Origin of the sequence: Novosphingobium sp. PhB55, from assembly GCF_004368805.1 — a bacterium.
Lineage (GTDB): Bacteria > Pseudomonadota > Alphaproteobacteria > Sphingomonadales > Sphingomonadaceae > Novosphingobium.
The window spans coordinates 357,290-381,430 of the sequence record NZ_SODQ01000006.1 but is presented as its reverse complement, the minus strand read 5'-3'; the positions used below and the strand labels follow the sequence as shown (position 1 = coordinate 381,430).

The 24,141-nt window shown below is 67.0% G+C and carries 24 protein-coding genes; 21 read left to right on the top strand and 3 right to left on the bottom strand.

Annotation, left to right across the window (positions count from 1 at the left end):
• Positions 1-44 precede the first annotated feature (44 nt).
• Together EDF57_RS17050 and ccmA are read right to left on the bottom strand one after the other, a co-directional pair.
• Entirely contained in the window at positions 45-704 is a 660-nt protein-coding gene (locus EDF57_RS17050; protein ID WP_132261736.1) for a heme exporter protein CcmB, read from the bottom strand.
• A complete protein-coding gene (ccmA, locus tag EDF57_RS17045) occupies positions 701-1,282 on the bottom strand; it encodes a heme ABC exporter ATP-binding protein CcmA (protein ID WP_134095120.1) in 582 nt (193 codons plus the stop codon). The genes EDF57_RS17050 and ccmA overlap by 4 nt, the downstream gene beginning before the upstream one ends.
• Before the next feature lie 64 nt (positions 1,283-1,346).
• Here ccmA and EDF57_RS17040 point away from each other — a divergent pair, with 64 nt between their 5' ends.
• Complete coding sequence (locus EDF57_RS17040; protein ID WP_132261739.1) at positions 1,347-1,646, top strand: 4a-hydroxytetrahydrobiopterin dehydratase; 300 nt, start codon at positions 1,347-1,349, stop codon at positions 1,644-1,646.
• Between the two features lie 10 nt (positions 1,647-1,656).
• Entirely contained in the window at positions 1,657-2,775 is a 1,119-nt protein-coding gene (locus EDF57_RS17035) for an acyltransferase (RefSeq protein ID WP_134095119.1), read from the top strand.
• An 8-nt stretch (positions 2,776-2,783) separates the two neighbouring features.
• On the opposite strand, the gene EDF57_RS17030 is transcribed toward EDF57_RS17035, so the two are convergent.
• Positions 2,784-3,401, bottom strand: coding sequence for a DNA-3-methyladenine glycosylase (locus EDF57_RS17030; protein ID WP_132261743.1), 618 nt, complete (start codon positions 3,399-3,401; stop codon positions 2,784-2,786).
• A gap of 104 nt (positions 3,402-3,505) precedes the next feature.
• Between EDF57_RS17030 and EDF57_RS17025 the strand changes: the two genes are divergently transcribed.
• The 19 genes from EDF57_RS17025 to ftsA all read left to right on the top strand — a co-directional run bounded on the left by EDF57_RS17025 (position 3,506) and on the right by ftsA (position 24,032).
• A complete protein-coding gene (locus EDF57_RS17025) occupies positions 3,506-3,823 on the top strand; it encodes a 2Fe-2S iron-sulfur cluster-binding protein (RefSeq protein ID WP_132261744.1) in 318 nt (105 codons plus the stop codon).
• A 240-nt stretch (positions 3,824-4,063) separates the two neighbouring features.
• The gene (locus tag EDF57_RS17020) at positions 4,064-5,074 is read left to right on the top strand and encodes a cysteine synthase A (protein WP_132261746.1); all 1,011 of its coding nucleotides are present in this window, start codon (positions 4,064-4,066) and stop codon (positions 5,072-5,074) included.
• Between the two features lie 40 nt (positions 5,075-5,114).
• Positions 5,115-5,450, top strand: coding sequence for a hypothetical protein (locus EDF57_RS17015; RefSeq protein WP_132261748.1), 336 nt, complete (start codon positions 5,115-5,117; stop codon positions 5,448-5,450).
• A 37-nt stretch (positions 5,451-5,487) separates the two neighbouring features.
• The gene (locus EDF57_RS17010; RefSeq protein WP_208324889.1) at positions 5,488-6,309 is read left to right on the top strand and encodes a DUF4350 domain-containing protein; all 822 of its coding nucleotides are present in this window, start codon (positions 5,488-5,490) and stop codon (positions 6,307-6,309) included.
• Positions 6,310-6,623: 314 nt separating this feature from the next.
• Positions 6,624-7,121 (top strand): division/cell wall cluster transcriptional repressor MraZ, encoded by a 498-nt coding sequence (locus EDF57_RS17005; RefSeq protein ID WP_132261749.1) that lies wholly within the window; start codon positions 6,624-6,626, stop codon positions 7,119-7,121.
• Positions 7,118-8,158 carry a 16S rRNA (cytosine(1402)-N(4))-methyltransferase RsmH gene (rsmH, locus tag EDF57_RS17000; protein ID WP_134095118.1) on the top strand — a complete coding sequence of 347 codons (1,041 nt, stop codon included), beginning with the start codon at positions 7,118-7,120 and terminating at the stop codon, positions 8,156-8,158. The genes EDF57_RS17005 and rsmH overlap by 4 nt, the downstream gene beginning before the upstream one ends.
• Entirely contained in the window at positions 8,155-8,715 is a 561-nt protein-coding gene (locus EDF57_RS16995) for a hypothetical protein (protein WP_134095117.1), read from the top strand. The genes rsmH and EDF57_RS16995 overlap by 4 nt, the downstream gene beginning before the upstream one ends.
• Positions 8,712-10,487 (top strand): penicillin-binding protein 2, encoded by a 1,776-nt coding sequence (locus tag EDF57_RS16990; RefSeq protein WP_132261754.1) that lies wholly within the window; start codon positions 8,712-8,714, stop codon positions 10,485-10,487. The genes EDF57_RS16995 and EDF57_RS16990 overlap by 4 nt, the downstream gene beginning before the upstream one ends.
• A gap of 10 nt (positions 10,488-10,497) precedes the next feature.
• Positions 10,498-11,997 carry a UDP-N-acetylmuramoyl-L-alanyl-D-glutamate--2,6-diaminopimelate ligase gene (locus tag EDF57_RS16985; RefSeq protein WP_134095116.1) on the top strand — a complete coding sequence of 500 codons (1,500 nt, stop codon included), beginning with the start codon at positions 10,498-10,500 and terminating at the stop codon, positions 11,995-11,997.
• 4 nt (positions 11,998-12,001) lie between these two features.
• A complete protein-coding gene (locus tag EDF57_RS16980) occupies positions 12,002-13,579 on the top strand; it encodes a Mur ligase family protein (protein ID WP_134095115.1) in 1,578 nt (525 codons plus the stop codon).
• Between the two features lie 16 nt (positions 13,580-13,595).
• Positions 13,596-14,666 carry a phospho-N-acetylmuramoyl-pentapeptide-transferase gene (mraY, locus tag EDF57_RS16975; protein ID WP_132261758.1) on the top strand — a complete coding sequence of 357 codons (1,071 nt, stop codon included), beginning with the start codon at positions 13,596-13,598 and terminating at the stop codon, positions 14,664-14,666.
• A 13-nt stretch (positions 14,667-14,679) separates the two neighbouring features.
• Positions 14,680-16,080 (top strand): UDP-N-acetylmuramoyl-L-alanine--D-glutamate ligase, encoded by a 1,401-nt coding sequence (murD, locus tag EDF57_RS16970; protein ID WP_132261760.1) that lies wholly within the window; start codon positions 14,680-14,682, stop codon positions 16,078-16,080.
• Entirely contained in the window at positions 16,080-17,291 is a 1,212-nt protein-coding gene (locus EDF57_RS16965; protein ID WP_134095114.1) for a putative peptidoglycan glycosyltransferase FtsW, read from the top strand. The genes murD and EDF57_RS16965 overlap by 1 nt, the downstream gene beginning before the upstream one ends.
• A complete protein-coding gene (murG, locus tag EDF57_RS16960; RefSeq protein WP_134095113.1) occupies positions 17,288-18,499 on the top strand; it encodes an undecaprenyldiphospho-muramoylpentapeptide beta-N-acetylglucosaminyltransferase in 1,212 nt (403 codons plus the stop codon). Before EDF57_RS16965 ends, murG begins: the two co-directional genes overlap by 4 nt.
• Positions 18,496-19,917: a UDP-N-acetylmuramate--L-alanine ligase gene (gene murC, locus EDF57_RS16955; protein WP_134095112.1), complete on the top strand. Its 1,422-nt coding sequence runs from the start codon at positions 18,496-18,498 to the stop codon at positions 19,915-19,917. The genes murG and murC overlap by 4 nt, the downstream gene beginning before the upstream one ends.
• Positions 19,914-20,837 (top strand): UDP-N-acetylmuramate dehydrogenase, encoded by a 924-nt coding sequence (gene murB / locus EDF57_RS16950; RefSeq protein WP_134095111.1) that lies wholly within the window; start codon positions 19,914-19,916, stop codon positions 20,835-20,837. Before murC ends, murB begins: the two co-directional genes overlap by 4 nt.
• Positions 20,834-21,790, top strand: coding sequence for a D-alanine--D-alanine ligase (locus EDF57_RS16945; RefSeq protein ID WP_134095110.1), 957 nt, complete (start codon positions 20,834-20,836; stop codon positions 21,788-21,790). Before murB ends, EDF57_RS16945 begins: the two co-directional genes overlap by 4 nt.
• The gene (locus tag EDF57_RS16940; protein WP_132261769.1) at positions 21,787-22,752 is read left to right on the top strand and encodes a cell division protein FtsQ/DivIB; all 966 of its coding nucleotides are present in this window, start codon (positions 21,787-21,789) and stop codon (positions 22,750-22,752) included. The genes EDF57_RS16945 and EDF57_RS16940 overlap by 4 nt, the downstream gene beginning before the upstream one ends.
• Positions 22,752-24,032 carry a cell division protein FtsA gene (gene ftsA, locus EDF57_RS16935; RefSeq protein WP_134095109.1) on the top strand — a complete coding sequence of 427 codons (1,281 nt, stop codon included), beginning with the start codon at positions 22,752-22,754 and terminating at the stop codon, positions 24,030-24,032. The genes EDF57_RS16940 and ftsA overlap by 1 nt, the downstream gene beginning before the upstream one ends.
• Positions 24,033-24,141: the final 109 nt, after the last annotated feature.

Below are 24,141 nucleotides of genomic sequence, written 5' to 3'. Positions count from 1 at the left end.
GGCGATGAAACGAGCGCTCGCCGGCGGCGCGCCGCGCGAGATCGTCAGCCGCGGGCCGCGCGGATCGCCGCGCCGCTTGCGAAAGGGGCGATGGCCAGCAGGACCAGGCTTGCCGCCGCGGTCAGGGCCAGTCCGCCCGTGCCGCCGCTGCCGAGGCTGCCCGCGCCGAAGATCAGCACCGGCACGGCCATGGGGATCATCAGCAGCCCCCCCAGCGCCGCGCCGCCGCGCAGGCCTGCCGTGAGCGCGGCAACCGTCACTCCCAGCGCGGCGAGGCCCGGCGTACCCGCCAGCAGCCCGATCTCGACCAGCATGAGCCTCTGCCCGTCCAGCCCGAGCAGGGCGGCGGCGGGCAGGGCGGCCAGCATGAGCGGGGGGCCGAAGCTCAGCCAATGGGCCAGCACCCGCACCGCGATCACCAGTTCCTCGGAGATGCCGCGCAGCGCCCACTGATCGAACAGGCCCATCTCGATGTCGGGCTCCACCAGACGGTCGAGCGGCAGGATCGCGGCCAGCAAGGCGGCGACCCAGATCACGCCGCCGCCGGTCCGCGCCAGCAGCGGCGCGTCGGGGCCGACGGCGAAGGGATAGAGCATCGCCACCGAGAGGAAGAACAGGATCGGCAGCAGCGCCCCGCCGCCGCGTCCGCCCAGCAGCAGGCGCGTGAGGTCTCGCTTGAGGAGGGGCCGGATCCTGACGCTCATGCCGCGTGCTCGGAAAGGGCGAGGGTGGCCATGCCCGGCAGCGCGAAAGGCTGGTGAGAAGCGATCACTGCAATGCCGCCCTTGCTGCAATGCTCCGCCGCCAGTGCCTCGACCAGGGCGACGGCATGGCTGTCGAGCCCGTTCAGCGGCTCGTCGAGCAGCCAGATCCGCGCATCCTGGCCGAGCAGGCGGGCAAGGGCGGCGCGCTTCTTCTGCCCGGTGGACAAGTAGCGCACCGGCACGTCGAGCAGGCCCGAGAGACCCAGGCGGGCCATGTGCCGATCTTCGCCGCTCCCGTCCATCTGCTGCCAGAACGCCAGGGCGGAGCCGAGCGTCCAGCCCGGATCGAGCGCCGGGCGTTCGTCCACCAGGCCGATGCTGCCTGCGGTCGTCACGGCACCGGAAAAGGCCGGGGCCAGGCCGGCCAGGATACGCAGCAGGCTGGACTTGCCGATGCCGTTGCGCCCGGTCACCTGCAGTGCCTCGCCGGCATCGAGCCGCAGCGAGACGCCGCGAAACAGCAGCCTGTCGCCGCGCCGGCAGGCGAGGTCGTCGATGGCGATGGAGGCCCCTTGCATGGGGTGACGCGATAGTGGAAAGCCCCCCCAGTGCCAAGCTGGCTGCATCTTTACGGAGTCGCTCATGCCGATTGCCCGCCTTACCGACGCCGAACGCGATGAAGCGCTGGCCGCACTGCCCGGCTGGGACTTGCGCGAGGACGGCCTCGCCATCGTGCGCAAGCTGAAATTCGCGGATTTCAACGAGGCTTTCGGCTTCATGACCCGCGTGGCCATCCAGGCCGACAAGGCCGACCATCATCCTGAATGGTTCAACGTCTACAACCGCGTGGAGATCACGCTGACCACCCACGATGCCGATGGCCTGAGCCGCCGCGATCTGGAACTGGCCCGCTTCATCGACGCGGCCGCCCCGCGCGACTGATTCGGCTCCCGTGAGCCCGCCTGCCGAGGAACCTTTCCTGACGCGGCCGCTCTCGGTCGTGCTGGACTTCGTGCGCTTCGGCGCGGCGCTGCTCGTGGCCATCGGGCATGCGGTGCAGCTCGGGCTTTATCACGGCTGGTTTCCCTTCGGCGTGCGCATGCAGCACTACTGCGTGATCGTGTTCTTCGTGCTTTCGGGCCTTGTGATCAGCACGTCCGTGCTGAACGGCCGGTCCAGCCTGCCGCGCTATGCCGTGGCGCGCCTGTCGCGCATCCTGCCGGTCGCGGTGCCCTCGCTGCTGTTCGGCACGCTGGCGGCCTATGTGCTGGCGGGGCCGATGCCGGTGCGAATGGACAATTCCCCCGCGGAAGCGCTGGAAGTGACGAAGCAACTGCTGGCGCCGCTGGCTTTCCTCAGCGCCTGGCCGGGGGTGGCCGGACCGGTCTGGAACCCGCCCTACTGGTCGCTCTGCTACGAGGTCTGGTACTATGCGATCTTCGCATTGGCCGTGTTCCTGCGGGGCTGGCCGCGCGTCCTTGCGGTGGCGCTGGGCTGCGCGGCGGCGGGCGGGGCCATTCTCCTGCTGATGCCGGTCTGGCTGATGGGGGCGGCGCTGACCCATGTTCGCACCGCCCGGCGCCTGCCCCTTGCGGCTGCGCCCGTCGCGATCGTGGCGGCCTGCGCGATGGCGCTGTTCCTGTTCCGGATCGATCACGCGGTGCTCAATCCCCTGCTCAAGGCATGGTGGCCGGGCGATGCCGAATGGTCGCAATGGGCGTTGTCTGACCTGCTGATGGGCCTGGCCATGACCTTGGCGCTGGTGGCCGCGCGTCCGCTGGTGAACCTGCTTTCGGCGCCGATCCTGCGTCTGGACGGAGCCGCCCGGACGCTCGCCGGCTTTTCCTTCACGCTCTACTTGTTCCACTGGCCGCTGATCCAGCTTCTGCGGTCCTGGGGGATCGAGGCCGGGCGCAGTTTTCCGATGTTCGCAGCCCTGATCGCGCTGATCGTGCTGGCCTGCGCGGGAATTTCGATCCTGACCGAACTGCAGTCCCCGCGCCTGCGCCGGTGGATGGAGAGCCGTTTTCTCGGCGAAGCGGGGCTACGGAAGGCGCCCCTCTCCGTTTAGGGCGCCGCTTAAAGGGCCGGGTTGTTGTAGCAGTGCCAGGTGAAGATCGCCGCGGCGCCGCGATGGGGGCGCCAGGCTTCGGCCAGTTCCCGCGCTTCCTTCTCGCTCGGGCGCGCTTCCAGGCCGAGGATCTTGTGCATGCCGGCCTGCACCGCAAGGTCGCCGGCCGGCCAGATGTCCGGGCGGCCTTCCGCGAAAAGCAGATAGATTTCCGCGGACCAGCGGCCGATACCCTTGATGCGCACGAGCTGGGCGATCGCCTCCTCGTCGTCCGCGGGCAAGTCGTCGAAGTCGAGCGTGCCGGCGATCACCAGTTCGCAAAGGCTGCGCGCATAACCCTGCTTCTGACGCGAAAGCCCGCAGCCGCGCAGGGCTTCGAATTCGGCGGCCAGCAAAGTCTCGGGCGCGATGCCTTCGCCCAGCAGGTCCTCCAGCCGCTGCCACACAGAAGAGGCCGCCGCTACCGACACTTGCTGGCCCACGATCGTGCGCAGGAGCGTGGCGTATCCGGTAGGGCGGATGCGTGGTTCGGGGTAGCCGGCCGCATCCAGCGCTCGGGCGATGGCGGGCTCTCGCCCCGCAATCGCGTCGAGTCCCAGTTTCAGTGCGCCAGCGCTCAAGCCCATAGTTCGATTACCTTGCAAAAGGGGATTGCAGCCATTAGCAGCCGGCCCCAAAGGCCGAAACCAGCATGTTATGATACATGCAGTATCAAAGAGGATCGACGAGAATGCCGCAGATCATCGTCATCAATCAATCGGGCGAAGAATCCACCGTTGAGGCCCTTGAAGGCCGCACCCTCATGGAAACGATCCGCGACAGCGGTTTCGACGAGCTTCTGGCCCTCTGCGGCGGCTGCTGCTCCTGCGCGACCTGCCACGTCCACATCGATCCCGCCTTCGCCGACAAGCTGCCGGCCATGAGCGAAGACGAGAACGACCTGCTCGACAGTTCGGACCATCGCAACGAATACTCGCGCCTGTCCTGCCAGGTGCCGATCACTTCGGTGCTCGAAGGCTGCAAGGTCACGATCGCGCAGGAAGACTGATTCTGCGATGACCTGACACTCCGGCAAGACGGCCTCCGGGCCGTTTTGCGCGGGCACAGGCCTGCGTCCCATCGGACCTCCCCTCCGGGATGAATTCTTGAGGGGGCGAGGCGGAAAGCGGGAAGGCGCCGCGGGCCGGGCCGCGAGACGGGCACGAGAAGGGGAGCAAGGCGAATGGCCTGCTCAAAAAACTCCGCAAATCATTTGCGCCTTTCGGTCTGACTTCCTACCTGTGCCGCCATGACTGCACCGATCCCCCAGCGCTCCACTCTCGACCTCATCGGCAACACCCCGCTCGTCCTGCTCAAGGGACCGAGCGAAGCGGCCGGATGCGAGATCTGGGGCAAGTGCGAATTCGCCAATCCCGGCGCCTCGGTGAAGGATCGCGCGGCCTTGTGGATCGTGCGCGATGCCGAGGCGAAGGGCCTGCTCCAGCCCGGCGGCACGATCGTGGAAGGCACGGCGGGGAACACCGGTATCGGCATCGCGCTGGTGGCCAATGCGCTGGGCTACAAGACGATCATCGTCATGCCGGAAACGCAGTCGCGCGAGAAGATGGACACGCTGCGCGCGCTGGGCGCCGAGCTGGTCCTGGTGCCGGCCGCGCCGTTCTCGAATCCCGGCCACTTCGTCCACACCTCGCGCCGCCTCGCCGAAGAGACGCCGGGCGCGATCTGGGCCAACCAGTTCGACAATATCGCCAACCGCAAGGCCCATATCGAAAGCACCGCGCCGGAAATCTGGCAGCAGCTGGACGGCCGGATCGACGGCTTCACTTGCGCTGCGGGCACTGGCGGCACGATCGCAGGCACCGGCCTCGGCCTCAAGGCCTTCGACGAGAACATCACCATTGCGCTCACCGATCCGCACGGCGCGGCGCTCTACAACTACTATGCCCATGGCGAGCTGAAGGCCGAAGGCTCGTCGGTCGCCGAAGGCATTGGGCAGGGGCGGATCACCGCCAACCTCGAAGGCGCGCCGATCGATACCCAGTTCCGCATCTCGGACGAAGAGGGCCTCGAATGGGTCCGCCGCCTGCTTTCGGAAGAGGGGCTCTGCCTCGGCCTGTCCTCGGGCATCAACGTGGCGGGCGCCGTGGCGCTGGGACGCAAGCTGGTGGCCGAAGGCAAGGCCGACGCGCGCGTCGCCACGATCCTGTGCGACACCGGATTCCGCTACCTCTCCTCGCTGTTCAATCCGGAATGGCTGGAATCGAAGAACCTGCCCGTCTTCCCATGGCTGCGATCCTGAGGTAAACGGTCTGTCGATGGCAGGACACATTCCGCCTACAATGGTTGAACCGATCACCGCACCGCAGCACTTCGTGCCGCCCACTGCGCGCGAGCTGCGTTCGCAGGCCGTTCACCGCCTCCAGGTCGGACTTTTCGGCCTTTGCGCGATGCTGCTCATCGTGGGCCTGGCGAACATCATCAACGATCGCACCCGGCTGATCGATACTTCCGATCCGATCCAGCAGGTCGTTGCGGTCGATGCCAAGCCGAAGAAGGCGTCCAGCGATCCGCTCGCGGACATCGGCGTGGTTCCCGCCGCCGATCCCAGCCCCTCGGCTCCGCCCGCGCCGATGACGGATCCCGAAGTAACCGGCGCTCCGGTAGACGGCCAGTAAGCTGCGCCCAGCGCTGACGCTTCTGGCGGGCGCGGCCATGCTCGCGGCCACACTCACGAGTTGCGGCGAATCGGCGGCGCCGCGCCGCGATCGCGCCATTGGTCTCTATACCAGCCTGCCCATCGTCTGGGGCGAAAGCGGCGATGTGCGCGAATTGCTGGCGCCTGAGCGCGCCCGGCACTGGGCGCTTGCACCGCTGGATGAGGCAGGGCGCCTGACCCCGCTCGACACGCTGGCCGGGCCGAACGGGCGATTGCCGCTCCCCTCGGGCGCGCTGCTGGTACTGGCGCAGCCCCGCCCGCTTTCGCCGCAGGAAAACGTGGCGCTGGACCGCTGGGTGCGGGAGGGCGGGCATCTGCTGCTGTTCGCGGACCCCATGCTGACCATGCCGTCGCGCCACGCGCTGGGCGATCCTCGGCGGCCGCAGGACATGGTGCTGCTATCTCCCATCCTGGCGCACTGGGGATTGGCGCTGGAGTTCGACGCGGGCCAGCGGGCCGGGGAACGCCTGGTCCGGACTTCCGCCGGGCCGCTTCCGGTCAACCTTGCGGGCCGGTTTCGCGCATCGGGGAATTCCGGGGAAGGACCATCGTCCTCGGGAATTTCGGGGAAAGCGGGGAGCGATGGGGACGGCGCCGTGTCGGCGGGAAAATCCGGGACCGGCGGGAAAAGCGGGGACGAGACTGCCTCCTGCCTTTTCGAAGCGGATGGGGTTCTGGCGCGATGCAGGCTGGGGAAGGGCCGGATTATGGCCATTTCCGACGCAGCCTTGCTGGAGGACCCCGAAGATGTGCCCTCGCTGGACTTGCGGCGTAAAACGTTTGCCAGGCTCATCGAACAGGCAAAAAGTGGGGATTGATGGGCAGGCCCGGGATCGATGCGGATATAAGGGAAAATCCGCGTAAAATCAGCGCTATCCATGGTTTCGCAGGTCCTAACGGAACGGGACCTGGGATGACCCGTGCCTAAAATCCGAAGAAATCCGCCGATTAATTCCCTCTGATCCCCACATTTCCCTTTAATCCCCAAAATTCCCGTTATAAAAGCATTGTCAATCGGAATGGCTGAGACTCGCCGTGTGCTGCTTGCAGTACCGGAACCCTGCCGCGTGAGCGCGTGGCGGGAGGGGTTGCTGTCATGCCCGAGAGGCAACCTTAGGGGCGAACAGGGACCATGGCTGGGCAGCCATACATCTACAACGGACAGGGCTTCTCGCTGCTACGCGACAAGAACCGTTTCGTGCTGCCCAATGCATTTCGCGGCACCGTGCGCGAATCGAGCGGCAAGGACCTGCTCTGCCTGACCACCCATGACCGCTGGCCCTGCCTCGTCGGCTTCGGCCTCTCGCGCATCCAGGATTTCGAGCAGGAAATCCGCGAGCAGCAGGAAATGGCCGTCCGCGCGGGCAAGGACTTCGACGCGGAAAAGCGCGCCAGCGACATTTACGCCTCCTACGAAGTGCCGTTCGACGGCAGCGGCCGTTTCGTCCTGCCCGACGATCTCGGCGCGCTCGCCAATGTCTCCGACCAGCTCTACTTCCGCGGCAATGGCCGCTTCTTCACGGTGTGGAGCCCGGAAAACCTCAACACGATGGACGATAGCTGGAAGGCGGCACAGACCGCCTGTGGCAGCCTTGCGGCCAAGGAACTTCAGAAAGCTTCGAAGAAATGAGCGCCTCTCGCACCATACCCGAGGGCGTTCCCCACGTTCCGGTGCTCCTTGAGGAGGTCGTCGCCGCCCTGAACCCCCGGGGCGGCGACGTCATCGTCGACGGTACCCTGGGCGCGGGAGGCTATACCCGCCGTCTGCTCGATGCGGGCGCGACGGTTCATGCCTTCGACCGGGATCCCGATGCCATTGCTGCAATCGTGGATAACCGCGAAAAATGGCCGGAGCTGGACGCCGTTCCGCCCCGCCTCGTGTTGCACGCCCGGCGCTTCTCCGAAATGGTCGAGGGCCTTGCAGAAGCGGGAGTCGACAGCGTGGACGGCGTCGTCATGGATATCGGCGTGTCCTCGATGCAGCTCGACCAGGCGGAGCGCGGCTTCGCCTTCGGCGCCGATGGCCCGCTCGACATGCGCATGAGCCAGTCCGGGCTTTCCGCCGCCGACTTCGTGAACGAGGCGGACGAGGCGGAGATCGCCGACGTGCTCTACCTCTATGGCGAGGAACGCCAGTCGCGCCGGGTGGCGCGCGCGATCGTGGCCGCGCGGCCCATCGCGACCACGGGCGAACTCGCCAGCGTGGTGCGCAAGGCCGTGGGCTACAACCCCAATTACAAGGGAGCATCGGCGCCGAAGGATCCGGCGACGCGCAGCTTCCAGGCGATCCGTATCCATGTGAACGGCGAGCTGGACGAACTCGACGCCGGGATGGAAGGGGCTGAAACGCTGCTGCGCGCCGGGGGGCGGCTGGCGATCGTGACCTTCCACAGCCTTGAGGACCGCAAGGTCAAGCGCTTCCTGCGCGATGCCGCCGGCCAGGCCCAGAGCACTTCGCGGCACCTGCCGCAAGTCGCTTCGGGATCGCAGGCGACGTTCGAACACGTGGCGAAGGCGGTGCGGCCCGGGGAAGCGGAACTTGCCGCCAATCCCCGTTCCCGATCCGCAACCCTGCGCGCCGCGGTGCGCACGGAAGCCTCACCCAGAACGACTGGCCCCACGAAATCGGCCCGGAACGGCCGCGAAGACCCCAGGAGCGCCGCATGAACCTCACTCGCGATCGCGTCCATTCGATCGGATGGATTTCCGTGCTGCTGGTCTGCGGGGCGCTGACGATCGGCCTGACGCTGCGCGTCAACGCGGTGAAGAGCCAGGTTCACGATACCGAGAAGCGGATCGTGTGGGTGCAGCAGGACATCAACTTCCTGGAAACGGAATTCCAGACCCGTTCGAACCAGCAGGCGCTCAAGGAACTGAACGACGTCGAGTTCGGCTACAAGGCGCCGACGGCGGGCCAGTACATCGAAGGCGAGCGCCAGCTGGCCGCGCTGGGCATGCCGGTGGGGCCGGGCGCGCCGGCGCCGATCCGCTATGCCAATGCCGACAAGACCGGCGAGGGCACCCAAACGGAGGGCGGCAACGGCGGACTGCTGGCCATGGTGTCGCCCGTCTCCGGCGCCACGGCCGCTGCCATCGCCCAGGGCGAAGCCAAGGGCGCGGGCGGCAAGAACCGCGATCCCGAGCGTGACCAGATGGCGCGCGATGCCGCCGCGCTGGGCAGCCGCCTGGCGCGCATCGAAGTGGCGGAGGCCGCCCAGCAGTGAACGCTCCGGCCTTCCCGATCGGAGCGATCCCCACCACGGTTTCCACCGGCCGGCGCAAGCTGTTCAACGTCCGTCAGCAGTCGCTGCTGACGGCGAAGATGCGCACGCTCTGGATTCTGGGGGTGTTCACGCTCATCGGGCTTCTGGCCTTCTTCCGCATCGTCTACCTGGGCGTGACCGGCCCCTCCGTGCGCGGAGGCGACCTTTCCGACTTGCTGATCCCGCAGCGCGGCGAGATCGTGGACCGCAATGGCGTGCCCCTCGCGCGCGAATTCCGTACTTATTCGCTCTGGTTCAACCCCAAGGCGATGACCGAGGGATCCTCGCTGGTCCACACCCCGGCCGAGATCGCCGATGGGCTGATCCGCATCTTCCCCGATCTCGACCGCGCCGAACTGATCGCCAAGCTCTCGTCCGACAAGCCGGGCTACTTGCGCAAGTCGATCCTCCCGGAGGACGCCAACAAGGTCCACGCCCTGGGTGAGCCGGCGCTCGAATATCCGCAGGAAGCCACGCGCTTCTATCCGCAAGGGTCCATGGCGGCCTCGGTGCTGGGCTATGTCGATACGTTCGGCAAGGGCCAGGTCGGCATGGAAGAGGCGTTCGACAAGCAGCTTACCAGCCCCGAAGGCCGCGAGACCCCGGCCGTGCTCTCGATCGACTTCCGCGTGCAGAGCGCGCTAGAAGACGAACTCGGCAAGGGCATGGCGCTGAGCAAGGCCAAGGGTGCGGCAGGCGTGATCCTCGATGTCGACACCGGGGAAATCCTGGCGTTGGCCTCCTTGCCCTCGTTCGATCCCAACCACGTCCAGCCCAGCGACCTCGTCATCACCGAGGAGCAGGCCAAGGCCGGAGACGTGCCGCGCGGCTTCAACCGCGTGACCAACCAGGTCTATGAACTCGGCTCCACCTTCAAGCCGATCACCGTCGCGGCCGCGCTCGATGCCGGCACGATCACCGACTTGCGCCGCCGCTGGCCGGCCACGCCGCTCCACGTCGGCAAGTTCACGATCCACGACCTGCACAACTACGGCAGCTCGCTCAACGTGCTGGAAACGCTGATCCATTCGTCGAACACGGTCACCGCGCATATCGCAGACGAACTCGGCGGCGAGCGGCTCAAGAAGACGATGGAATCGCTGTCGATGAACCAGCGGCCTTATGTCGAACTGCCGGCGCGCGGCTTCCCGCTCTGGCCGCGGGGCGAATGGCCGCGCCTGCGCACCATGACGGTCGCCTATGGCCACGGCATCGCGGTCACCCCGCTGCATCTGGCCAACGCCTATGCCGCGCTCGTCAACGGCGGCATCTGGCGCCCGACCACCCTGAAAAAGCTGGAGCCTTCGCAGGTTCCGGCAGGACGCCGCGTGTTCACCGCCGCCACGAGCGCCCGCATGCGCCAGCTCCTGCGCATGATCGTATCCTACGGCACGGGCCGCAAGGCCGACGCGCCGGGCTTCCGCGTGGGCGGCAAGACCGGCTCGGCCGAAAAGCCCGGAGTCGGCGGCTATCGCAAGCACTCGCTGGTGGCGACGTTCGCCGCGGCTTTCCCGATGGACCGCCCGCGCTATGTCGTCATCGCCATGATGGACGAGCCGCAGGGCACGGAAGCCACCTCGTTCCAGCGCACCGCGGCCTGGAACTCGGCGCCGGTGATCCAGCGCGTCGTCCCGCGCATCGGGCCGCTGCTGGGCGTCATGCCCGACGAAACGCGCGACATCGACATTTCCGACCTCAAGCCCCTGATCCCCGCCGGAACCGCTGAAGAGTGAGCCTCGAAGAATGAAATTGACTGCCCTCTGCGCCGCTGCCGGCATCCCTCTTGCCGAGGGCTCCCTTTCGGCCAGCAATCTTGCGGGCAGTGCAGACGAGACGGGCAATGTCACCGGCTTTGCCATCGACCACCGCAAAGTCGCGCCTGGCACGGTTTTCGGCGCCTTTCGCGGTGCGAAGTTCAATGGCGAGGACTACATCGCCGCCGCCGTCAAGGCCGGCGCCATTGCCGTGGTGGCGCATCCCGATGCCAAAGTCGAAGGCGCCGTCCATTTCGCCGATCCCGAGCCGCGCCGCCTGTTCGCGCGCCTCGCCGCGCCGTTCTTCCAGCCGGTTCCCGAGACCCTGGTGGCCGTCACCGGCACGAACGGCAAGACCTCGACCGTCGAGCTGACGCGCCAGATCTGGCGCATGGCGGGCCAACGCGCGGCCTCGATCGGCACGCTGGGCGTCACCACGAGCGACGAAACGGTCTCGACCGGGCTGACCACGCCCGACATCGTCACGTTCCTCGCCAACCTGACCGGCCTCGCGCGGGAGGGCGTCACTCATGTCGCCTACGAGGCGTCCAGCCACGGCCTTTCGCAGTACCGCATCGAGGGACCGCGCGTTTCGGTGGGCGCCTTCACCAATCTCTCGCGCGACCATCTCGATTATCATGCCGACATGGACGATTACTTCGCGGCGAAGATGCGCCTGTTCGACGAAGTGGTCGTCGATGGCGGCACCGCCGTGATCTGGGCCGACGATGCCTGGTCGGACAAAGCCATTGCCCATGCCGAAAGGCGCGGGCTCAAGACGTTCACCGTGGGTGCCAAGGGCACCAGCATCCGCCTCTCGGGTCGCAAGCCGGGCGGACTCGGCCAGAAGCTGGAGCTCGAGCATGAGGGCAAAGCCTACGTGCTCGAGCTTCCGCTCATCGGTGCCTACCAGGCCGCCAATTCGCTGGTGGCGGCAGGGCTGGTGCTGGCCAGCGGCGGCGCTGCCCATACGACTTTCGATGCCCTGAAGCGCCTCGTCACCGTGCGCGGGCGGCTCGAGCGCGCCGCGATTTCCTCGGTAGGCGCGCCGGTCTATGTCGACTATGCGCATACGCCAGACGCGCTGGAAGCGGCCATCGCGGCGCTCCGTCCCCATGTGGAAGGGCGCCTGATCGTCGTCTTCGGCGCCGGCGGCGACCGCGACCAGGGGAAGCGGCCGGACATGGGCCGCGTGGCCAGCGAAGGCGCGGACGTGGCGATCGTCACTGACGACAATCCGCGCGGCGAGGATCCAGCGGCGATCCGCGCGATGGTCCTGGCCGGAATGGGCAAGGATGCGCGGGAAATCGGTGACCGGCGCGAGGCGATCGGCGCGGCCATCGCCGAGGCTGGACGGGGGGACATCGTCCTCATCGCGGGCAAGGGGCATGAACAGGGGCAGATCATCGGCAGCGGCGACTCCGTGCGCGTCCTGCCATTCGACGACGTAACCGTGGCCAGGGAAATGTCTGGTCCGCAGGGAAGGTAGTGCGATGAATGCTGTAGCCCGGATCCTCGATTGGCCCAGTGATTCGATCGGGGGAAGCGACGCCGCGGAGGAGAACCCGCTGGCCCCGTCGACGCAAGGCCTGTGGGATTCCGCCACGCTTGCGCGGGTGCTCAAGGGTGCGGCCAGCAGCGAGTTCACCGTCTCCGGCGTAGAGATCGACAGCCGCGACGTTCAGCCCGGAGACTTGTTCTTCGCGCTCAAGGGCGAGGCCATGGACGGCCACCGCTTCGTCGAGGGAGCTTTCGCCAAGGGTGCGGCGGCGGCCGTGGTCGACCGGCCGGTCGATGGGCCGCACATCCTGGTGGAGAACACCACCGAGGCGCTGGAACTGCTCGGAAACGCCGGCCGCCTGCGCGCCCGCGGCCCGATTATCGGCGTGACCGGCTCGGTGGGCAAGACCGGCGTCAAGGAAGCGATCTGGGCCGCGCTCGACCGCGCCAGCCGCGGCGATGCCCATCGCTCGGTCAAGAGCTACAACAACCACGTCGGCGTGCCGCTCAGCCTGGCGCGCATGCCCGCGCGCGCCCGTTTCGGCATCTTCGAAATGGGCATGAACCACGCGGGCGAGATCGCCGGGCTGACCCGGCAAGTCCGTCCGGGCGTCGCCGTCATCACCACCATCGCGCCGGCCCATATCGAGATGCTGGGCTCGATGGAGGCCATTGCCGATGCCAAGGCGGAGATATTCGAAGGGCTGGAAGAGGGCGGGATCGCCGTGATTCCGGCCGACAGCCCCTATTTCAACCGGCTGAAGGAAGCCGCGGTCGCCGTCGGCGCGCAAGTCGTTTCCTTCGGCAAGGCCCGCGACGCCGACGTCCGTCTGCTGGACGCGGTGCCGGCGATCGGCGGCGGCTCGCTGGTGACGATCGACATGGGCGACCGGCGCGTCTGCTATACCGTCGCGTCGCCCGGCGAACATCATGTGATCAATTCCCTTGCGGTCATGGCCGCAGTGCGCGGGGTGAAAGGTGACCTTGGCGCTGCAGGCGTGGCGCTCGCCGAAATGGGCGGGCTGCCGGGCCGGGGCGCGCGACTGGAAATCGACGTTCCGGGTGGGGAGCCCGACGTCGATGCCGATGCAGCCGGTCGCCGCCCCGCGTTGCCCCGCAATGGCGGCAAGGCGCTGCTGATCGACGAGAGCTACAACGCCAATCCGGCCTCGATGCGGGCGACGCTCGACCAGCTCGGGCGCACCCCCGCGCATCGCCGCATTGCCGTGCTGGGTGCGATGAAGGAACTGGGCAGCCACGGCCCGGATTACCACGCCGCACTGGCCGGCCCGATCCGGGAGGCGGGAGTCGATTACGCCGTGCTGGTGGGCGAGGAGATGGCCCCGCTCGCCCAAGCTCTTGAAGCCGCCGAACATTCAGGGGAACTGGGGAAATCCGCTAGTCTTCCGCTTGGCAAGACGGTGCCCTTCGCGCATTGCCTGAGCGTGCGGGAAGCCGTGGATGCACTGCGCGAATTCGGTCTCGAACGGGATGACGTCATCCTGGTCAAAGGCTCGAATTCGGTGGGCCTGTCTTCCCTCGTGAACGCGCTCGACAAACAGGAAGGGTAGGGGGCAACCCCGCAAGATGCTGTATCTCATCGCAGATTGGTTCCATTACGAGGGACTGTCCAACCTCTTCCGCTACCAGACGTTCCGTTCCGGCGCGGCGCTGATGACGGCGCTGGGCCTTGGCCTGCTGATCGGTCCGCGCTTCATCAACATGCTGCGCGTGCGCCAGGGCAAGGGCCAGCCGATCCGCGAGGACGGCCCGCAGAGCCACCTTGCCAAGCGCGGCACCCCCACGATGGGCGGGCTGATGATCCTCACCGCGCTGGTCAGTTCGATGATTCTGTTCATGGACGTGACCAACCCCTTCGTCTGGGCCTGCGTGGCCGTGACCGTGGGCTTCGGGATCATCGGGTTCCTGGACGACTATGACAAGGTCGCCAAGCGCAGCACGGCCGGCCTGTCGAGCAAGTTGCGCCTGGGGCTGGAGTTCGTGGTGGCGGGCATCGCCTCGTACATCATCGTCAGCCAGCTCAACACCAACCTCTACGTGCCTTTCCTGTCGGGCCGTTACATTCCGCTCGGGCCATTCTACTACGTCTTCGCGGCCGTGGTGATCGTGGGCGCGGGCAATGCCGTGAACCTGACCGACGGCCTGGACGGACTGGCGACGATGCCGGTCATCATCGCAGCGGGTACTTTCGCGATCATCTGCTACCTGGCGGGCCGCGTCGACTACGCCAATTACCTCGGCATTCCGCACGTTCCCCGCGCGGGTGAACTCGCCGTGTTCTGCGCCGGGATCATCGGCGCCTGCCTTGCCTTCCTCTGGTTCAATGCTCCGCCCGCCGCCGTCTTCATGGGCGATACGGGCAGCCTTGCCCTCGGCGGTGCGCTCGGCGCCATTGCCGTGGCCGCGCACCACGAGATCGTGCTGGCCATCGTCGGCGGGCTGTTCGTGCTGGAAGCGGCTTCGGTCATCATCCAGGTGTTCTGGTTCAAGCGCACCGGCCGCCGCGTGTTCCGCATGGCGCCGATCCATCACCACTTCGAGCAGAAGGGCTGGAAGGAATCGACCGTCGTGATCCGCTTCTGGATCATTTCGATCGTCCTTGCCGTCCTCGGCCTCTCCACGCTCAAGCTGCGATAAGGGGCGCCGGGTCTTGATCGTCTCCCCCGCCTTTGCCGGAAAACGCTACGCGGTGCTCGGACTCGCGCGCTCCGGACTCACGGCGGTGGAGACGCTGCTGGCCAGCGGCGCCCACGTCATGGCCTGGGATTCGCGCGAAGAGCCGCGCCACGCCCTCTGCGCGCGCCGTCACGAGGAAAGCATCGAAGTCGCGGACCCCGTCACCGCCGACCTGACGGGCTATGACGGTGTGGTCGTCTCGCCGGGCGTACCGCTCAACAAGCACCCGATCGCCGAAGCCGCGCGCCGCCACGGCGTGCCGGTGATCGGCGATATCGAGCTTTTCGCGCTCGCCCGCGGCAGCCTTCCCGCGCACCGCGTCGTCGGCATAACCGGCACTAACGGCAAGTCGACCACGACGTCGCTGGTCTGCCACCTGCTGGAAAGCGCTGGTGTGCCCACCCGCGTCGGCGGCAATATCGGCGTGCCGGTGCTGGGCGAAGATCCGCTGCCGGAGGGCGGCGTCTATGTGCTGGAGCTGTCCAGCTACCAGATCGATCTCACCCGCAGCCTGGACTGTGACGTGGCCGCGCTGCTCAACATCACGCCGGACCATCTCGACCGCTATGACGGGTTCGAGGCTTATGCCATGTCCAAGGCGCGCCTCTTCGCGATGCAGGACGCCGCGCGCCCCGCCATCTTCGGCACCGGCGACCGCGAGACCTCCGACATTGCCGAGACCGAGGAACTGCGCCGCGCGCCCGGCGCCGTCCGCCGCGTCGGCGGGCAGGACCTTGCGCCGCTCCAGAAGGACTGGCCCTCGCTGCAAGGCCCGCACAACCTGCAGAACGCCGCCGTGGCTGTCGCCATCGTCGAGGCCCTGGGCATTCCCGCGGAGCAGTGGCAGCCCGCGCTGCGCACCTTCAGCGGGTTGCCGCACCGCATGGAGCGCGTGGCCGAGGCCGGCGGCGTGCTCTACATCAACGACAGCAAGGCGACCAACCCGGCCTCGACCGCACCGGCGCTGGCCGCGTTTCCGCCCGATCCCGAGCCGCGCCTCCACTGGATTCTCGGCGGTCTTCCCAAGGGCGACGACCTTGACGAATGCGCGCCGTTCTTCGGCAATGTCGCGGCTGCCTATACCATCGGCGATGCCGGGCCGCGCTTCGCCGAAATCCTCGCCCCTTACACCGAAGTGCACCGCAGTGAGATGATGGCCGAAGCCATCCGCGATGCGATGACCCGCGCCAGACCGGGCGACGTCATCATGCTTTCGCCCGCCTGTGCCAGCTTCGACCAGTTCCGCGACTACGAAGCGCGCGGGCTGGCCTTCCGCCAGATCGTCGAGGCTCTGCTCGAACTTCATGGCGAGCAGGAGCAGGGCGCATCCGCCGATACGCCCGAGGGTGAAGGCGAAGATGGGGTGAAGCACTGATGGCCACTGCCGCTCCCGGTTCCGCTTCGGGCGTTCAGCCCGCCAACGTCCGCTACAACCGCAACCGCCGGGGCCAGCTGGCGATCTGGTGGCAGGAGATTGACCGCACCGTCCTGGCCATCGTGCTGATCCTCATGGGCATCGGCGCCGTTGCGGTGGCGGCCGGTTCGCCCGCGAGTGCGCGGCGCCTGTCTACCGCGCATGAAAAGCTCTCGCAGCTCCACTTCTTCTGGCTGCACTTGCGCTGGCAGTTCGTGGGCCTTTGCGCGATGTTCTGGGCGTCCAGCCTGTCGAAGGACAGCGCGCGCCGCGTGGGCATCCTGATTGCCGCCGTCATGCTGGTCGGGCTGGTGCTGGTGCCGGTGATCGGCTCCGAAGTGAACGGCGCGCGGCGCTGGCTGAAGCTGGGCTTTTCGATCCAGCCGTCGCAGTTCCTGGGCTCCGGCTTCCCGATCCTGCTGGCCTGGATCCTGTCCTGGCGCGCGCGCGATCCGCATATTCCGGTGGTGGCGATCTGCTTCTGCCTCATGGGCCTGCTGGGCGCGCTGCTCATGGCGCAGCCGGACTTCGGTTCCACCATGCTGTTTTCGGGCACGTTCTTCGTGATGATCCTGCTGGCGGGCATTCCGCTCAAGCGCATCGGCATGTTCGCCGGGCTGGGCGTCGCGGGTATCGTCCTGATGTATTTCACATACGACAACGGCCGCAACCGCATCGATTCCTTCCTGTCCGGCGGCAATGCCTTCGACCAGGTGGACCTTGCGCAGCGCACGCTCCTGAACGGGGGGTGGTTCGGGCAGGGCTTCTGGATGGGCGCGCGCAAGATGGCGCTGCCCGAAGCGCATACCGACTACATCTTCTCCGTCATCGGCGAGGAATTCGGGCTGATCGCCTGCGTCGTCATCGTCATGATCTACCTTGCCCTGCTGACGCGGGTCATGCTGCGTCTCGTGGATGAGGAGGACCTCTTCACCGTGCTCGCCGCCTCGGGCATCGCCTCGCAGTTCGGCGGGCAGGCCTTCATCAACATCCTGGTCAACCTGCAGCTGTTTCCGTCGAAGGGCATGACCTTGCCGCTGATCAGCTACGGCGGCTCGTCCACGGTGGCCATGTGCATGACCGTGGGCCTGCTGCTGGCGATCACGCGCCGCAATCCGTTCATCAAGCGCGAGAAGTTCTCACTGCGCGCCGTTGGAGACTTTTCTTCATGAGTTCGGCCGTATCCGGCTCGGTCAGCCGCCACTACGTCCTCGCTGCGGGCGGGACGGGCGGCCACCTCATCCCCGCCTTCGCGCTCGCCGCGGAGCTGGACCGTCGCGGCCATCACGTCGCGCTCATCACCGACGAGCGCGGCGCGGCCATTCCCGGCAAGCCCGACTATCTGCCCGCTCATGTCCTGCCGCAGGGGCGCATCGCGGGCAAGAATCCGCTGAACTGGCTCAAGGGCATCAAGGGCATCCTGTCCGGCCGCGCGATGGCGCTGCGCCTGTTCGAGAGTTTCGAGCCGACTGCCGTGGTCGGCTTCGGCGGCTATCCCGCCCTGCCGACGATGCTCGCCGCCCGTTCGGCGAAGATCCCGACGGTGCTGCACGAGCAGAACTCGGTGCTCGGCCGGGTGAATCGCTACTTCGCCGGCAAGGTCAACGCCATCGCCACGGCCTTTGCGCAAGTGGACCGGCTCGATCCGAAGCTGGCGGACAAAGTCACGCTGGTCGGCAATCCGGTGCGCGAGGAAGTGCTGGCCCTGCGCGACGCGCCGTTCCCCGAATTCGGCGAGGACAGCCTGCTGCGCATCCTGGTGACCGGCGGCAGCCAGGGCGCCCGCGTGCTCTCCGAAGTCGTGCCTGACGGCCTTGCCATGCTGCCCCCGGCGCTGCGTTCGCGGCTCCAGGTGATCCAGCAGTGCCGGCCCGAGGATATCGATGCGGTGCGCGCGCGCTATGCCGGCCACGGCATCCCCGCCGAACTCGCGACTTATTTCGAAGACATGGCCGAGCGGCTTGCCGGCGCCCATCTCTTCATCGGCCGCTCCGGCGCCTCGACCATCGCGGAGCTTACCGCGGTCGGCCGACCGGCGATCCTGATCCCGCTGCCGATCGCCACCGACGACCACCAGGCCGCCAATACCCGCGAGATCGTCGCGGCCGGCGGCGCCCGCGCAATCCGACAGGAAAGCTTCACCGCGACCATGCTCGCGAAACAGATTCAGGCCATGGCCCAGCACCCCGAAACCCTTGCCAATGCCGCCCACGCCTCGTGGAACTGCGGTTATCCCAATGCCGCCAGCGATCTTGCCGACCTTGTCGAGAGCTTCGGCGCGGCCCCGATCATGGACGTGATCCGCCTGGAGAAAGCCATGCCTGCCAAGGGCGGCGAGGCGCTCGCAAAGAGCAAGCTCGCGAAGGAGCCCGCACAGTGAGGGGCGTCGGCACCGACATCGGCACGATCCACTTCGTGGGCATCGGCGGCATCGGCATGTCCGGCATTGCCGAAGTGATGCACAACCTGGGCTATTCGGTGCAGGGCTCCGACATTGCCGAGGGCTACGTGGTCGAAGGCCTGCGCGGCCGGGGCATCAAGGTCATGATCGGCCAGGCGGCGGAGAACGTCGAAGGCGTCGCCGTGGTCGTCACTTCCACCGCCGTGAAGCGCGATAATCCCGAAGTCGTCTACGCGCTCGAAAACCGCATTCCGGTGGTCCGCCGCGCGGAAATGCTGGCCGAGCTGATGCGCCTGAAGAACACGGTGGCCGTGGCCGGTACGCACGGCAAGACCACCACGACATCGATGGTCGCGGCGCTGCTCGATGCCGGCGGGGTCGATCCCACTGTCATCAACGGCGGCATCATCAATTCCTACGGTTCGAACGCGCGCCTCGGCGCTTCGGACTGGATGGTGGTGGAAGCCGACGAGAGCGACGGTTCGTTCCTGCGTCTCGACGGCACCATCGCCGTCGTCACCAACATCGATCCCGAGCACCTCGATCACTACGGCTCGTTCGACAAGGTGAAGGACTCCTTCGTCGAATTCATCGAGAACGTGCCCTTCTACGGCGCGGCGATGCTCTGCATCGATCACCCGGAAGTGCAGGCGATCATCCCCAAGGTGCGCGACCGCCGCGTGGTGACATACGGCTTCTCGGCCCAGGCCGACATTCGCGGCGAGAACGTGACGCCGATCCCCGGCGGTAACCGCTTCGACGTGGCGCTGCGCCAGCGCGACGGCTCGTTCCGCCGGATCGAGGGGATCGAACTGCCGATGCCCGGCCGCCACAACGTCCAGAACGCGCTCGCCGCCGTGGGCGTGGCGGTGGAGATGGGCTGTTCGGAAGAGTGCATCCAGACCGGCTTCTCCAAGTTCGGCGGAGTGAAGCGCCGCTTCACCAAAGTCGGTGAAGTCGAGGTCGAGGGCGGTGTCGTCACCGTGATCGACGATTACGGCCACCACCCGGTCGAGATCCGCGCCGTGCTGGCAGCGGCGCGTGAAGGCGTGCGCAACCGGGTCATAGCGGTGGTCCAGCCGCACCGCTTCACGCGTCTGCGCGATCACATGGAAGACTTCGAAGCAGCCTTCAACGATGCCGACGTGGTCTACGCCGCCCCGGTCTATGCCGCGGGCGAGCTGCCCATCGAAGGCGTCGATTCCGAGCATATGGTTTCGGGCATGAAGGCGCGCGGACATCGCTCGGCGCAAGTCGTCGCCGGGCCGGATGCTTTGGCCGACGCGCTGGCCACGTCGGTCCAGCCGGGCGACATGGTGGTCTGCCTTGGCGCGGGCGACATCACCAAGTGGGCAGCCGGTCTTGCCGACGCGATCGTCAAGCGGAGGGCCGCTTGAGCGAAGCGGCAAGCCTTCCCCAGGTCGCCGGCAAGCTGAAGGCCGATGCGCCGCTGGCGCCGCTCGTCTGGTTCAAGTCGGGCGGCGCGGCGGAGTGGCTGTTCGAGCCGAAGGATCTGGCGGACCTGCAGGGCTTCCTGCGCGATCTCGACCCGGCGGTCCCGGTCATGGCGCTGGGCCTCGGCTCCAACATGATCGTGCGCGACGGCGGCGTTCCGGGCGTGGTGATCCGGCTCGGCAAGGCTTTCGCGAAAGTCGGCCGCGTCGATGAGGTCACGCTGGAATGCGGCGGCGGCGCCAGCGGCATCCTCGTCTCCTCGACAGCGCGCGACAACGGCATTGCCGGTGTCGAATTCCTGCGCTCGATCCCCGGCACGGTCGGCGGCTTCGTGCGCATGAACGGCGGCGCTTATGGCGTCGAGGTCAAGGACGTGCTGGTCGATTGCGACGTGGTGCTGCGCGACGGTTCGCGGGTCACCCTGAACAATGCCGACCTCGGCTATACCTATCGCCATTCGCAGCTGCCCGAAGGCGCCGTGGTCGTCGCCGCGCGCTTCAAGGGCTTGGCAGGCGAACCCGAGGCGATCCAGGCCGAAATGGACCGCATTTCCGCCAGCCGCGAAGCCAGCCAGCCGCTGCGCAGCAAGACCGGCGGCTCCACCTTCAAGAACCCCGAGGGCCACAAGGCCTGGCAACTCGTGGATGAAGCCGGATGCCGCGGCCTCACGCTGGGCGGCGCGCAAGTGAGCGAGAAGCACACCAACTTCCTGCTCAACGTGGCCGACGCCACCAGCAGTGATATCGAGGCCCTGGGCGAGGAAGTCCGCCGCCGGGTCAAGGAAAACTCGGGCGTAACGCTCGAATGGGAAATCCAGCGGGTTGGACTATCCGCTGAAGCAAGAAGTGAGTTGACGCAGTGACCCTCCCAAAACTCCACGTCGCGGTCCTGATGGGCGGTTGGTCGAACGAACGGGCGGTCTCGCTGATGAGCGGCGAGGGCGTGGCCAAGGCGCTGGAGTCCAAGGGCCACAAGGTCACGCGCATCGACATGGACCGCGATGTCGCGCTGCGCCTGTCGGAGGCGAAGCCGGACGTCGTGTTCAACGCGCTCCACGGCGCGCCGGGCGAGGACGGCACGGTGCAGGGCATGATGGACCTGATGGGCCTCACCTACACCCATTCGGGCCTCGCCACGTCGGTCATCGCCATCGACAAGGAGCTGACCAAGCAGGCGCTCGTGCCTCACGGCATTCCCATGCCCGGCGGCCGCATCGTCGAGAGCGCCACGATCCACGAACGCGATCCACTGCCGCGTCCCTATGTGCTCAAGCCCGTCAACGAGGGTTCCTCGGTGGGCGTCGCCATCGTCACCGATGAGGGCAATTACGGTAATCCGATCGCGCCGGATGCCAAGGGCCCGTGGCAGGAATTCGACCGCCTGCTCGCCGAACCGTTCATTCGCGGGCGCGAACTGACCACTGCCGTGATCGGAGACCGGGCTCTGCTGGTCACCGAACTCAAGCCCAAGTCCGGCTTCTACGACTTCGACGCCAAGTATACCGACGGCATGACAGAGCACGTCTGCCCGGCGGAAATCCCGGACGAGATCACCGCGGCCTGCAAGGACCTTGCCTTGCGCTCCCATCAGTTGCTGGGCTGCAAGGGCGCCAGCCGTGCCGACTTCCGCTGGGACGACACGCAGGGGATCGAGGGTCTGTTCCTGCTGGAGGTCAATACCCAGCCCGGCATGACGCCGCTCAGCCTGGTTCCCGAGCAGGCGCGCGCCTGCGGCATGGAATATCCCGATCTCGTGGAAGCAGTGATTGCCGAAGCGCTTGCCGACGCCGGAAAGGTCGCCAAGGGGGCCAAATGAGCCAGACGATCCGGCGCAAGCCGAAGACAGCGCGAAAGGCCGCCGCGGCCCAGAACACCAAGGCCAAGGTGCGCCAGGCCAAGGCGACCAGCGGCACCGCCGTCGATACAGTGATGAGCTGGCTGCCCTTCACCGAGGAGCAGCTTCACAAGATCTTCCTCGTCGCCATCCTCGGCGGCGCGGGCCTGCTCATCTGGGTCGTGGCCAATGCGGCCGGCGTGCCGATGCTGGCGGGCAAGCAGTTCGCCCAGGTCGCCGCCGACGCCGGTTTCGAGGTGAAGCGCGTCGAAGTGCGCGGGGTGAAGAACCTCAACGAGCTGAAAGTCTACGAAAAGGCCCTGGCCGAGCGCGACCGGGCAATGACCCAGGTCGATCTCGACGGGCTGCGCAGCGAACTGCTGGGTCTGTCGTGGGTCAAGGACGCGCGCGTCTCTCGCCAGCTGCCGGACACGCTGGTGATCGACATCGTCGAGCGAGAGCCCCATGCGGTGCTCCGCAAGGCGGACCGTTTCGTGCTCATCGACGAAACCGGGCAGGAACTGGAAGCGATCAACCGGAAGGACGCCAAGGGCAAGCTGATCGTGTCCGGCCCAGGCGCGGGCCAGCAGGTGACCCAGCTCGGCCATTTGCTCGAAGCGGCGCCTGCGCTTCAGCCGAAAGTGCAGGAAGCGGAATGGATCGGCAACCGCCGCTGGAACCTGACGTTTCAGACCGGGCAGGTGCTGGCGCTGCCGGAAGGCGACACCGAATCCGCCGGGGCGCTCGTCACTTTTGCCCGGCTTGACGGCACCAACCGGCTGATCGGCGGCAAAGTCACGGCTATCGACATGCGCGCGAAGGACCGCATCTACTTGCGGGTCCCGGACGCCGAAGGACAGGAACTGGCGATGAAGGCGGGCGCAGTCCCCCATACGAGCGTCGAAGCGAGCAGCCAGAGTGCCGCCGCAGCGGAGGAACAGTGATGGCACCCCCACGCATCACCCGCGTGTTCGGCGCGGTCAACATCGGGTCCTTCCGCATTTCCGCCATTGTCGCGGGCATGTCCGAGATGGGGGACATGATCGTGCTCGGTTCGGGCCACCGCGCCAGCCAGGGCATCAAGCGCGGCTTCGTCACTGACATGGCCGCCGCCACTTATGCCGTGCGCGATGCCATCGACCGGGCGGAGAAGATGGCGGACACCAGCGTCACCAAAGTCTGGATCGGCTGCTCGGGGGCAGGGCTCGCCAGCCGCATCGACCAGTTCGATGCCGAGATCGGCGGCCGCCGCATCGAGCAGGAGGATATCGATCAGCTCCTGATCTCGGCGCGCGAAGTGATCCAGCCCGACGGGCGCATGGTGCTCCATGCCCAGCCGGCGCAATATCGCCTGGACGGTGCGCACGGCGTGGGCAATCCCAAGGGTCTCCATGCCGAGCGGCTCGGCGTCGACATCCACATCGTCCTGGCGGACGGCGCTCCGATCCGCAACCTGACCGAAGCGGTGCAATGCGCACATCTCGAAGTGGAGGCCGTGGTTGGCTCGCCCATCGCGGCGGGGCAGGCCTGCCTCTCGCCCGAAGAGCGTGACCTGGGCGTGGCGCTGGTGGAATTCGGCGCGGAAGTCACCAATGTCGCGGTCTATTCGCATGGGCTGCTGATCGACATGATCTCCATCCCGATGGGCTCGGCCGACATCACCGACGCCGTCGCCTCGGCCTTCGGCATTCGCCGGTTCCAGGCCGAGCGGCTCAAGTGCGTCAACGGCTCCGCCATCGCCAGCCCGCACGATCACCGCGAGATGATTCCCGTCAACGCGCCGGGCGAGGAAGGCACCGGCCCGATCGCCCGCCATGCCGATGACAAGAACCGCATCCCGCGCGCCGAACTGATCGGGGTGATCACCGGCCAGCTCGGCATCCTGATGGAAGAAATAAACAAGGCGCTGAAGTTGATGCGCTTCAACGCCCAGCGCGGCAAGCAGGTTGTCTTCACCGGGGGCGGCGCGGAACTGGTGGGATTGGCCGACTATGCGCAGGCGGCGCTGGGCAAGCCGGTGCGCATCGGCCGCGTGCCGCATCTTTCGGGACTGGCCGAAGCCCACGTAAAACCGGGCTTCTCCACGCTTGCGGGACTGGTCCTCTATGCCGCCGCGGACCCGATCGACATTCGCACTTTCGGCAAGAACCGCCAAGGTACAGTGAGTTACAGCGGTCTTGGCGTGGTCAATCGCGTCTATAGAGCATTGAAAGAGTACTTTTGAGGAACTGTTTGGAAGATGCCCGGCAGGGCATCTAGTGGGGGCGAGGGCCGGTGCCGCTGAATTCCTGTCCGCGAATTTCCAAACCGACTCAAAGCCCTTTGGTCAGTCG

Excerpts from the sequence above, each read along its gene's own strand:
- EDF57_RS17050 (WP_132261736.1), bottom strand. The coding sequence starts at position 704 with ATGAGCGTCAGGATCCGGCCCCTCCTCAAGCGAGACCTCACGCGCCTG.
- ccmA (WP_134095120.1), bottom strand. The coding sequence starts at position 1,282 with ATGCAAGGGGCCTCCATCGCCATCGACGACCTCGCCTGCCGGCGCGGC.
- EDF57_RS17040 (WP_132261739.1), top strand. The coding sequence starts at position 1,347 with ATGCCGATTGCCCGCCTTACCGACGCCGAACGCGATGAAGCGCTGGCC.
- EDF57_RS17030 (WP_132261743.1), bottom strand. The coding sequence starts at position 3,401 with ATGGGCTTGAGCGCTGGCGCACTGAAACTGGGACTCGACGCGATTGCG.
- EDF57_RS17025 (WP_132261744.1), top strand. The coding sequence starts at position 3,506 with ATGCCGCAGATCATCGTCATCAATCAATCGGGCGAAGAATCCACCGTT.
- EDF57_RS17020 (WP_132261746.1), top strand. The coding sequence starts at position 4,064 with ATGACTGCACCGATCCCCCAGCGCTCCACTCTCGACCTCATCGGCAAC.
- EDF57_RS17015 (WP_132261748.1), top strand. The coding sequence starts at position 5,115 with ATGGTTGAACCGATCACCGCACCGCAGCACTTCGTGCCGCCCACTGCG.
- EDF57_RS17010 (WP_208324889.1), top strand. The coding sequence starts at position 5,488 with ATGCTCGCGGCCACACTCACGAGTTGCGGCGAATCGGCGGCGCCGCGC.
- EDF57_RS17005 (WP_132261749.1), top strand. The coding sequence starts at position 6,624 with ATGGCTGGGCAGCCATACATCTACAACGGACAGGGCTTCTCGCTGCTA.
- rsmH (WP_134095118.1), top strand. The coding sequence starts at position 7,118 with ATGAGCGCCTCTCGCACCATACCCGAGGGCGTTCCCCACGTTCCGGTG.
- EDF57_RS16995 (WP_134095117.1), top strand. The coding sequence starts at position 8,155 with ATGAACCTCACTCGCGATCGCGTCCATTCGATCGGATGGATTTCCGTG.
- EDF57_RS16985 (WP_134095116.1), top strand. The coding sequence starts at position 10,498 with ATGAAATTGACTGCCCTCTGCGCCGCTGCCGGCATCCCTCTTGCCGAG.
- EDF57_RS16980 (WP_134095115.1), top strand. The coding sequence starts at position 12,002 with ATGAATGCTGTAGCCCGGATCCTCGATTGGCCCAGTGATTCGATCGGG.
- mraY (WP_132261758.1), top strand. The coding sequence starts at position 13,596 with ATGCTGTATCTCATCGCAGATTGGTTCCATTACGAGGGACTGTCCAAC.
- EDF57_RS16965 (WP_134095114.1), top strand. The coding sequence starts at position 16,080 with ATGGCCACTGCCGCTCCCGGTTCCGCTTCGGGCGTTCAGCCCGCCAAC.
- murG (WP_134095113.1), top strand. The coding sequence starts at position 17,288 with ATGAGTTCGGCCGTATCCGGCTCGGTCAGCCGCCACTACGTCCTCGCT.
- EDF57_RS16940 (WP_132261769.1), top strand. The coding sequence starts at position 21,787 with ATGAGCCAGACGATCCGGCGCAAGCCGAAGACAGCGCGAAAGGCCGCC.
- ftsA (WP_134095109.1), top strand. The coding sequence starts at position 22,752 with ATGGCACCCCCACGCATCACCCGCGTGTTCGGCGCGGTCAACATCGGG.